This window comes from Micromonospora foliorum (assembly GCF_022229015.1).
GTDB lineage: Bacteria > Actinomycetota > Actinomycetes > Mycobacteriales > Micromonosporaceae > Micromonospora > Micromonospora foliorum.
In genome coordinates, this window is the sequence record NZ_JAKKFF010000078.1 from 1 (window position 1) to 9,293 (window position 9,293).

At 72.3% G+C, this 9,293-nt stretch carries 11 protein-coding genes and 1 pseudogene; 8 read left to right on the forward strand and 4 right to left on the reverse strand.

Going from position 1 to position 9,293, the window contains the following annotated elements; genetic code table 11:
- A pseudogene (locus tag PSH25_RS07480) lies at positions 1-510 on the reverse strand (hypothetical protein); the annotation flags it as partial.
- A gap of 26 nt (positions 511-536) precedes the next feature.
- A complete protein-coding gene (locus tag PSH25_RS07485; RefSeq protein WP_238658301.1) occupies positions 537-1,052 on the reverse strand; it encodes an NUDIX hydrolase in 516 nt (171 codons plus the stop codon).
- Positions 1,053-1,102: 50 nt separating this feature from the next.
- Here PSH25_RS07485 and PSH25_RS07490 point away from each other — a divergent pair, with 50 nt between their 5' ends.
- On the forward strand, positions 1,103-1,594 hold the full coding sequence (locus PSH25_RS07490; protein WP_030336385.1) for a type II toxin-antitoxin system PemK/MazF family toxin: 492 nt from the start codon (positions 1,103-1,105) through the stop codon (positions 1,592-1,594).
- An 88-nt stretch (positions 1,595-1,682) separates the two neighbouring features.
- On the opposite strand, the gene PSH25_RS07495 is transcribed toward PSH25_RS07490, so the two are convergent.
- Entirely contained in the window at positions 1,683-2,327 is a 645-nt protein-coding gene (locus PSH25_RS07495) for a flavodoxin family protein (protein ID WP_238658302.1), read from the reverse strand.
- Between the two features lie 249 nt (positions 2,328-2,576).
- Here PSH25_RS07495 and PSH25_RS07500 point away from each other — a divergent pair, with 249 nt between their 5' ends.
- Together PSH25_RS07500 and rox are read left to right on the forward strand one after the other, a co-directional pair.
- The gene (locus PSH25_RS07500; protein WP_238658303.1) at positions 2,577-3,599 is read left to right on the forward strand and encodes a phosphotransferase enzyme family protein; all 1,023 of its coding nucleotides are present in this window, start codon (positions 2,577-2,579) and stop codon (positions 3,597-3,599) included.
- Positions 3,600-3,756: 157 nt separating this feature from the next.
- A complete protein-coding gene (gene rox, locus PSH25_RS07505) occupies positions 3,757-5,184 on the forward strand; it encodes a rifampin monooxygenase (RefSeq protein ID WP_238658304.1) in 1,428 nt (475 codons plus the stop codon).
- Between the two features lie 4 nt (positions 5,185-5,188).
- Here rox and PSH25_RS07510 read toward each other — a convergent pair whose 3' ends face one another.
- The gene (locus tag PSH25_RS07510; RefSeq protein ID WP_238658305.1) at positions 5,189-5,839 is read right to left on the reverse strand and encodes a GGDEF domain-containing protein; all 651 of its coding nucleotides are present in this window, start codon (positions 5,837-5,839) and stop codon (positions 5,189-5,191) included.
- Between the two features lie 264 nt (positions 5,840-6,103).
- Between PSH25_RS07510 and PSH25_RS07515 the strand changes: the two genes are divergently transcribed.
- The 5 genes from PSH25_RS07515 to PSH25_RS07535 all read left to right on the forward strand — a co-directional run.
- Positions 6,104-6,343, forward strand: a complete 240-nt coding sequence (locus tag PSH25_RS07515) for a DUF397 domain-containing protein (protein WP_091406718.1) — start codon at positions 6,104-6,106, stop codon at positions 6,341-6,343.
- Positions 6,344-6,491: 148 nt separating this feature from the next.
- On the forward strand, positions 6,492-7,373 hold the full coding sequence (locus PSH25_RS07520) for a Sco1979 family transcriptional regulator (RefSeq protein ID WP_274527128.1): 882 nt from the start codon (positions 6,492-6,494) through the stop codon (positions 7,371-7,373).
- A 136-nt stretch (positions 7,374-7,509) separates the two neighbouring features.
- Positions 7,510-8,553 (forward strand): LacI family DNA-binding transcriptional regulator, encoded by a 1,044-nt coding sequence (locus PSH25_RS07525; protein ID WP_238658307.1) that lies wholly within the window; start codon positions 7,510-7,512, stop codon positions 8,551-8,553.
- A 2-nt stretch (positions 8,554-8,555) separates the two neighbouring features.
- Entirely contained in the window at positions 8,556-8,759 is a 204-nt protein-coding gene (locus PSH25_RS07530; RefSeq protein ID WP_238658308.1) for a hypothetical protein, read from the forward strand.
- Positions 8,760-8,857: 98 nt separating this feature from the next.
- Positions 8,858-9,293: serine/threonine-protein kinase (locus PSH25_RS07535; RefSeq protein ID WP_238658309.1), on the forward strand; the 436-nt coding region annotated here is incomplete at its 3' end.

The following is a 9,293-nucleotide window of genomic DNA, read 5'->3' on the forward strand; positions in this document are numbered from 1 at the left end:
CCGGGTGTCCTGGGCGACGTCGAACGGGGTCGCCCAGGACACCCGGGTGGCCAACGCGCTGGCCAGGGCCAGCACCACGTCCGGCCCGACCCGCAGGGGAAACGTCTCGATCAGGCCGAGGGTGTGCTCGCGCGCCCAGTCGTCCAACCCGGCCTGGTCGGGCAGGACGCCGACCTCGGTCGTGGTCGGCAGTGCGGCCCGCCACGCCGTCGGCCCGCCGTCGCCCTGCCCCGATCGGTGCCAGAGCGCGGTGGCGGACCCGACCAGCGGGTGCGGCGCGTCCAGCAGCGCTCGGGCCACCTCGGCCGCGCTCGCCAGGTCGGCGCCCAGGGCGCGGGCCAGCCCCGGGGGCGCGTCGCCCTCCGTGGCCGGCTCGGGGCCGGCTGCGGTGGCAGCGACCGCGAGCAGCAGCCAGGCGCCGAGCGGGGAGGCGACGTGGTGCCGGTCGCCGACGGTGGCGTGCAGCCGCGCGGCGTACGCGGAGAGCGGCCCGTGCAGATCGGTCCTCATGCCCCCACTCTGCCCGCCGGCCCGGCTCACGACCACAGCTCGAACGGCTCGTCGATCTCCGTGCCGGCGAGGAAGGGGGTGATCAGCCGGGGGAGCTGCCCGGGGTAGAACCGTTCCCGACTGGCCTCCACCTCGGGCAACGGCCACCAGCGGAAGCCGAAGTAGTCCTCCCGCTCGTAGTCGAGCCGGTGCGCCTCGTCCACGTCCGGGCCGGTGCCGGTCAGTCGTACGGCGACGACGACCTCGTCCTGGACGTGCCGTAGCTGACGGTGCAGGAAGCTCGCCCGCCGCCGCCAGGTCGGCGCGCCCACCTGGTCGACGGTGACCACGATGCCGGTCTCCTCCCGCAGCTCCCGCACCGCCGTGTCGCGATAGGTCTCACCGGGATCCATGCCGCCGCCCGGCAGCTCCCACCAGGTGCCCAGCCGGGGGTGGTCCGGGTCATGGGTGTGGAACAGCAACACCCGGTCGGTGCCGTCGGTGACCACCACCCGCACCGCGCGTCGCTCCAGGATCGGTAGGTCGCGGGGCAGCTCGTCCATCGGGCCAGTCTGTCGTACCGCCCGCTTCGGCGGCGGGTAGGCTGCCCGCCGTGGCTGGTCTGTTGAGGAATGTCGCGGCGCGTATCTCTCGGGTCGGTGCGGTGATCCCGTCGCCCCGGCGTACCGGGCCGGCCCCCGCGCAGGTGGCCCGCCGCCGTCAGGTGAGCGCGTTGCAGCGTCGGGAGTTGACCTACGCTCCGGAGCGCGACGGTCAGGCCGACCCGGGCGAAATCGTCTGGACGTGGGTGCCGTACGAGGACGACCCCCGCCAGGGCAAGGACCGGCCGGTGCTGGTCGTCGGGCGGCACAGCCGGACCCTGTTCGGGCTGATGCTGTCCAGCCAGAGCGAGCGGGACGGCCAGCGGCACTGGTTCGCGCTCGGGCCGGGTGAGTGGGACCGTGACAACCGGCCGAGCTGGGTCCGGCTGGACCGGGTGCTCACCATGCGCGAGGACAGCATCCGCCGGGAGGGTGCCGTGCTGGATCGGCCTCGGTTCGACCGGGTCGGGCAGGCGTTGCGCGCCGGCTACGGCTGGCGCTGACCGCGCCGGGGCGGATCGGGTAGCGAGCCGCCCGCCGAGCTGCCCCAGCAGGGGGCAGCCCGGGCAGTGACGCACCTGGCGGTGAGGTCTACTCGCGGCTCGGGCCGACCGCCGCACTCTTCGCGTCCGGCGGCGGGTACGGCTGGTCGGCGAGGAGCCGGGCCAGGTGTGCGGTGTTGAGCGCCAGGGCCTTCGTGGTGCGGCCGGTGGTGTCGGGCTTGGGGCCGGCGTCGCGGTAGTCCACCGTGTGCAGCGCCTCACCGACCCAGTAGGTCGCGGCGGCGGCGGCGATGGTGAACCCGACCTCGTTGAGGGCCTGCTGCACCTCGCCGATGGTGTGGTGGGCGCCATCCTCGTTGCCGACCACTGCGACACCGGCCACCTTGCCGTAGGTGCGGAGCCGGCCCTCGGCGTCGGTCTCGGAGAGCTCGGCGTCGAGGCGTTCGAGGACCATCTTGCAGACGCTGGAGGGCTGACCGAGCCAGATCGGCGTGGCGATGATCAGCACCTGGGATGCCATCAGCTTGGCCCGGATCGCCGGCCAACCGTCGCCGTCGCCCTCGTCCGTGGAGACCCCGAAACGCACGTCGTGATCGACGACCCGGATCAACTCGCCCTCCACGCCCTGTGCGGCCAACTCGGCGAGCACCTCCCGACCGAGCTGCTCGGCGCTCGACGGCGCTGGCGACGCCTTGAGGGTGCAGTTGAGTACGAGGGCGCGAATGGTCGCCACATCGGTTCCTCTCGGCGGTCGAATTCGAGTACTGGCTTCCCATACCCGGATAGGACGTCTCAGAACACCCCGGCCCGGTGCGGTCGGCAGCAGACAACGGATCCCCTCAGCGCGGTGTTCGCCGATCCGCCCGGGCGGGCGATCCTGGTCCCGCTGGCCACCCGCGACGCGCTCGGCCAACGGCTGGCAGCGCGGCGCGACCGGCAAAGTCGCTGGGGTCGGTGGCCGGGGCGCTGGCATGGTGTCCGCATGGCGCAGGACGTCGCACGGCAGGTGGCCGAACAGGTACGGACGGGCTTCGGCCTGCGGGTGTCCACCATGCAGCGGGTCACCTCCGGGGCGGACCAGCACGCCCGACTGTGGTTGGCCCAGACCCCCGATGGCGGCCGGTACGCGGTCAAGCTGAGCGGTCGTGGCACCCCGGCCGGCCTGGTCGTCACGGCGTACCTGGCCGAGCAGGGGGTGCCGGGCATCGCCGCGCCGCTGCGGTCCGACGACGGACGGTTGTCCCTCGACCACGACGGCCGCCGCCTCTCGGTGGTGCCGTGGGTCTCCGACCAGCGGGCGCTCGACGGCCCGATGACCGGCGCGCACTGGCGCGCGTACGGCGAGGTGCTGGCCGCCGTGCACGCGGTGCCGGTGACCGACGAGCTGAGCCGGCTGCTACCGGCGGGCGGTGCCGCGTACCCCTCGATCGTGACCGCGACCCGCGCGATGGCCGCGCGGCTGCGCGATCCGGACCCGGCGGATCTCGCGGACCCGCTGGTCGCGGAGCTGGCGGGGGTGTGGTCTGCGGTGGCCGACCGGCTGGCGGTGCTGACCCGTGAGGTCGAGCGCCGTGCCGTCGAGCAGCGCGACCGGCCCGGCGCGAACGTCGTCTGCCACGGTGACCCGCACCTGGGCAACCTGCTGCTCGGCGCGGACGGGCGGGTCTGGCTGATCGACTGGGACGACGCGGTGCTCGCCCCGCCCGAGTGCGACCTCATGTTCGTCCTCGGCGGGGTGCTCGCCTTCGCGCCGATCACTCCCGAGCAGCAGCGGGCCGCGCTCACCGGATACGGCAGGGCCGATGTCGACCCGGTGCGCCTGGCCTGGTTCCTCGCGGTCCGCGCGCTGGACGACCTCGGCGACTGGACCCGCCAGGCGGTGGACCTCGACGCCGAGGCGGCCGACCGGAGCCGGGCGGCGCGGATCGTGCGGGGGCTGGTCTCGCCGGTGGGTCTGGTCACCCTCGCCGACGCGGCGTTGCGCGATCTTGCCCGGCGGCGCTGAGCGGCCATGTCCTCGACGTTGGACAAAAAGTAAGGCAAAGAGCGGATCCGCTCTCTGCCACCTCCAACATATATCGCACCAGGGGCCTTGCGGCAAGACCCGGGTGGTGCCGCAGAATCTCCAACCGACGCCCAATCTGGGAAAATCGGGGGATTCCATGATCGATGTGATCATTGCCGGCGGCGGACCGACCGGCTTGATGCTGGCCAGCGAGGTGCGACTGCACGGGTTGCACGTGCTCGTGCTCGAGAGGGAGACCGAGCCGACCAGCTACGTCCGGGCGCTCGGCCTGCACGCGCGCAGCATCGAGGTGATGGACCAGCGAGGTCTGTTGGAGCCGTTCCTCGCGCTCGGCCAGCAGTACCCGGTCGGGGGTTTCTTCGCCGCGATCCCCAAGCCGTCGCCGGGCGGGCTGGACACCGCCCACGCGTACGTTCTCGGCATTCCGCAGACCACCACGGACCGGCTGCTGAGCGAGCACGCCAGCGAGGTCGGCGTCGAGATCCGGCGCGGCAGCGAACTGGTCGGGCTGAGCCAGGACGACCACGGGGTGACCGTGCGGTTGGCCGATGGCACGCGGTTGCGGTCGCGCTACCTCGTCGGCTGCGACGGCGGTCGCAGCACCGTACGCGGGCTGCTCGGTGTCGGCTTTCCCGGCGAGCCCAGCAGCGTCGAGACCCTGCTGGGTGAGATGCAGGTGGGCGTGCCGCCGGAGACGGTGGCCGAGGTGGTGGCCGAGGTTCGCAGGACCCATCTCCGGTTCGGTCTCGGACCCCTCGGGGACGGGGTGTACCGCGTCCTCGTCCCGGCCGAGGGGGTGGTCGAGGACCGCACGGTCCCACCGACCATCGAGGACTTCAAACAACAACTGCGGGTGTACGCGGGCACCGACTTCGGCGTCCACTCACCGCGCTGGCTCTCGCGCTTCGGTGACGCCACCCGGCTGGCCGAGCGTTACCGGGTCGGCCGGGTGCTGCTGGCCGGCGACGCGGCGCACATCCACCCGCCGACCGGCGGGCAGGGGCTCAACCTCGGCCTGCAGGACGCGTTCAACCTCGGCTGGAAACTGGCCGCCGAGCTCAACGGTTGGGCGCCGGAGGGGCTGTTGGACAGCTACCACAGCGAACGGCATCCGGTGGCCGCGGACGTGCTGAACAACACCCGGGCGCAGATGCTGCTGCTCTCACCTGAGCCGGGGCCCCAGTCGGTGCGCCAGTTGTTGTCGGAGCTGTTGGACTTCGAGGACGTCAACCGGTACCTGACCGAGAAGATCACCGCGATCGGGGTCCGCTACGACTTCGGCGCGGGCCACGACATGCTCGGGCGCCACATGCGTGACGTACGGCTGAAGCGGGGGCGGCTCTACGAACTGATGCACGGCGGTCGGGGCCTGTTGCTCGACCAGACCGGCCAGCTCTCGGTCGCCGGCTGGGCGGAGCGGGTCGACCACGTCGTCGACGTCAGCGAGGAGGTGGACGTGCCCGCCGTACTGCTACGGCCCGACGGCCACGTGGCGTGGGTCGGCGACGATCAGGCCGACCTGCTCAGCCAGCTGCCGAGGTGGTTCGGCGCACCCGTCACCTGACCGGTCAGCGCTCCGCGAGGAACGCGCTGTCGACCAGTTGGCGGGGTGACCGGGCGCCGCCGAGGCTCTTCGCCTGGTACATGGCCGCGTCGGCGCGGCTGAGCGCGTCGGTGAGCTGGGCCGGGCCGGTCACCGGGGCGAGCCCGACGGAGGCGGTGACCCGGACGCTGCACCCGCTCAGCCGGATCGGCGCGGCGACGGTCTCGCTGAGCCGGCGGGTGGAGTGCTCGATCCAGCGCCGGTCGACGGTGGGGCTGGAGAGCAACCCGGCGAACTCGTCGCCGCCGAGGCGGGCGACGAGATTGTCCCCGGCGAAGCCGGCGAGCCGCTCGGCCACACTGATCAGCACCTGGTCGCCGGCGGCGTGCCCGTACCGGTCGTTGATCTGCTTGAAGTCGTCCAGGTCGAGCACCACGGCGATCAGCGGCTGGCCGGCGGCGTCGGTGAGCAGGGCGGCTGCCAGGCGGTAGAAGGCGCGTCGATTGGGCAGCCCGGTGAGCGGGTCGTGGCTGGCGGCGTGCCGTTCGGCGGCCAACTCGGCCTGGAGGTGGCCGATCTCGGCCTCGGCGCGCACCGCCCGTCGGCGTAGTTGCCAGGAGGAGAGCAGCGCGCCCGCCGCGCAGACGCCGGAGGCGACACTCATCGGATCCGGCACGAACCCTCCCATCGCCGCGACCGCCTCCAGTCTTCGGTTGACGCGGCGTGCCGCGTCGGGCCCAGTTTTGCCTGATCGTTGCCCGTGCCGAGGTAACGCAAAGTGAACGGATGGGCACCGATCATGTGCGTTATCATGCTCGCCGTCGGATGCAGATGCAATAGCAGATGCACGTGCAGAACCGTCCAATGTCGATACCGCACCCCCTCGCCGTCACCGCTCCTCCCACGGCCACCGGCGGGCTCGTAACAGAAAGACGCCCCCATGCAGCAGCCACCCAATGGCGTACCGATCCACCAGTTGCCTCCGCTGAGCTGGCAGAAGAGTCGCCGCAGCAACCCCAGCGGCAACTGCGTCGAACTCGCCGAACTGCCCGAGGGAGCGGGCATCGCGGTCCGCAACTCACGACACCCGGAGGGGCCGGCGCTGATCTACACGGTGGACGAGATCGCCGCCTTCGTTCTCGGTGCGCGGGACGGAGATTTCGACCATCTGATCAACTGACCGCCCGGGGATGGGTCGTCCCGGCGACGGGACTTATTCACCGGCGCGGAGGAGTTCACCTCACTGTCGGTCCATGGCATGCTTACACGTCGGCCGGGCCGGGGCGCCCGGCCGTCGTGGGTCGGTGTCCGGAGGTCCGCACGTGACGATGGTTCCCGCCGAGGGCGGCCCGACAACCGGGCCGACCGTGCTGCGCATTCTGCTCGGCGCCCAACTGCGCCGTCTCCGGGAGTCCAGCGGGGTGACCCGGGAGGGCGCCGGCTGGGAGATTCGCTCCTCCGAATCCAAGATCAGTCGGATGGAGCTGGGTCGGGTCGGCTTCAAGGAGCGCGACGTCGCCGACCTGTTGACCCTCTACGGCGTCACCGAGGACCACGAGCGCGACGCGCTGCTCAAGCTCGCGCGCGACGCGAACAGCCCCGGCTGGTGGCACCGCTACGGCGACGTGTTGCCGTCCTGGTTCCAGTCGTACCTGGGCCTGGAGGCCGCCGCCGCGCTGATCCGCAGCTACGAGGTGCAGTTCGTGCCCGGCCTTCTGCAGACCCGCGAGTACGCCCGGGCGGTCGTGCTGCTCGGGCACGGCGCGGCCGGTCCGGGTGAGATCGACAGGCGTGTCGCGCTGCGGATGCAGCGTCAGCAGTTGCTCCAGCGGCAGAACCCGCCGCAGCTATGGGCCGTGGTGGACGAGGCGGCGCTGCGCCGGCCCATCGGCGGAGCCGAGGTCATGCGCGGTCAGCTCACCGCGCTCATCGAGGCGACCAAGTCGCCGCACATCCGGTTGCAGGTCATCCCGTTCGCCGCCGGTGGCCATGCCGCCGCCGGGGGCGCCTTCACCATCCTGCGCTTCGGTGACCAGGAGCTTCCGGACATCGTCTACATCGAACAGCTCACCAGCGCCATCTACCTCGACAAGCGCGACGACCTGGACTACTACGCGGTGGCCATGGAGCGGCTCTGCGTCGAGGCCGAGCCGCCGGAGCGGACGGCGGAGATTCTCGGCGGTCTGCTGGACGACCTCTACCCGGCCTGACCCTCGACCACCCAGGTTCCTCAGGCGGGACTCTCAGCGCACGTATTGACCGACGCCGACTGGTCGGGCTAATCTCTGTATCGATTCAGACTGGATCGATACAGAGAGGTGTCGGGTGAAGCCAACACTGCAAGCCGTGGCCGACGCCGTCGGCGTCTCCCGCAGCACCGTGTCCAACGCCTACAGCCGCCCCGACCAGCTCTCCGCCACCCTGCGCGAGCGGATCCTGGACGCCGCCCGGCAACTCGGGTACCCCGGCCCCAACCCCACCGCGCGCTCCCTGCGCCGGGGCTTCGTCGGGTCGATCGGGGTGCTGTTCACCTCGCAACTGTCGTACGCCTTCACCGACCCGTTCGCGGTCCGCTTCCTCGCCGGTGTCGGCGCGGCGGCCGAGCGGCACGGCACGAGCATGCTGCTGGTGCCGCTGCCGCGGGCGGTGACCGACGCCCGACAGGCGGTGGAGAACGCCGCCGTCGACGGGTTCTGCGTCTACTGCGTCGCCGACGAGGAGTGGGCGTTGGACGTGATCCGCCAACGCGGGCTGCCGTTCGTCAGCACCGCCGCCCGCGACGACGCCAGCGCCGACGAACGGTTCGTCGGCATCGACGAGCGAGCCGCCGCGCGCAGTGCCGCCGCGCACGTCGCCGGGCTCGGCCACCGTCGGGTGGCGCTGCTCGCCGACTCCGTGCTGCCCGACACGCCGGCCGGCCCGCTCACCCTGGCCGGGGTCGACCAGGTGCCGCATCCGACCACCCGAGGTCGGCTCAGCGGGTTCGCCGACGCCTTCGCCGAGGTCGGCGTCGGCTGGGCCGAGCTGACCCTGGTCAACGTCCCCGGCAACAGCCGCCCGGCGGCCGCCGCGGCCATCGCCGGGCTGTTCGACCAACCCGCACCTCCGACCGCCGTGCTGGCCGGCTCCGACGTCCTCGCGCTCGGTGTGCTGGACGCCCTGGCCGCCCGGCCGGCGCACGATCGTCCCACCGTCTCGGTGACCGGCTTCGACGACGTCCCCGAGGCCGCCGCGGCCGGCCTCACCACCGTTCGGCAACCGGCCGAAGAGAAGGGCCGGATCGCCGCCGAGCTGCTACTCGACCCGCCCGCGGACGCCGCGGCCGGTCATGTGTTGCTGCCCACCGCTCTCGTCGTCCGGGGCTCCACCGGACCTGTCCCGAGGAGTTGACCATGGAACTTCCCACCGGATACCTCACCGCGCTCGACGCCGTGAACCGACACGTCAACTCGGCCCGACCGGACGCTCCGGTCCAGGTCGAACACCCCCGCCGGGCCCTGCTCGCCCCGACCCGGCAGGCCACCGCCCTCGCCCTGCGCCGGCTCGCCGACCGCATCCAGCCGCGACCGCTGCCCGGCACCCCGCGCTGCTCCTGACCCGAACCAACCCCATTCCGGTACGCACGGGACGAACAGTGTGGGGCCGGGCACGCAGAGTGGTCGAGTGCGGCGTTGCCAGGCAGACTGGTGAAGCCATGTCACCGCTCATGCCCACCCTCCGCCTCCACGACCGCTACGTACTGCACGAGCGGATCGGTCTCGGCGGCATGTCCGAGGTGTGGCGAGGCGACGACGAGGTGCTCGGGCGGCCGGTCGCGATCAAGGTGCTCGCCGGGCAGTTCGCCACCGACCCACAGCTGCGGGCCACCATCCAACGCGAGGCCCGCGCGGCCGCCCGGCTGACCCACCCACACGTGACCCAGGTGTACGACTACGCCGAGGCGACCCTGGCCGACGGCGTCGTGGTCCCGTACCTGGTGATGGAGCTCGTCGACGGTCACAACCTGGCCGACCGGCTGCGGACCGGGCCGCTGCCCTGGCCGGAGGCGGTCCGGGTGGCCGGGCAGATCGCCGCCGCGTTGGCCGCCGCGCACCGCATCGGCGTCGTGCACCGCGACGTCAAGCCGGGCA

Excerpts from the sequence above, each read along its gene's own strand:
- PSH25_RS07485 (WP_238658301.1), bottom strand. The coding sequence starts at position 1,052 with ATGGACGAGCTGCCCCGCGACCTACCGATCCTGGAGCGACGCGCGGTG.
- PSH25_RS07515 (WP_091406718.1), top strand. The coding sequence starts at position 6,104 with ATGCAGCAGCCACCCAATGGCGTACCGATCCACCAGTTGCCTCCGCTG.
- rox (WP_238658304.1), top strand. The coding sequence starts at position 3,757 with ATGATCGATGTGATCATTGCCGGCGGCGGACCGACCGGCTTGATGCTG.
- PSH25_RS07500 (WP_238658303.1), top strand. The coding sequence starts at position 2,577 with ATGGCGCAGGACGTCGCACGGCAGGTGGCCGAACAGGTACGGACGGGC.
- PSH25_RS07530 (WP_238658308.1), top strand. The coding sequence starts at position 8,556 with ATGGAACTTCCCACCGGATACCTCACCGCGCTCGACGCCGTGAACCGA.
- PSH25_RS07520 (WP_274527128.1), top strand. The coding sequence starts at position 6,492 with ATGGTTCCCGCCGAGGGCGGCCCGACAACCGGGCCGACCGTGCTGCGC.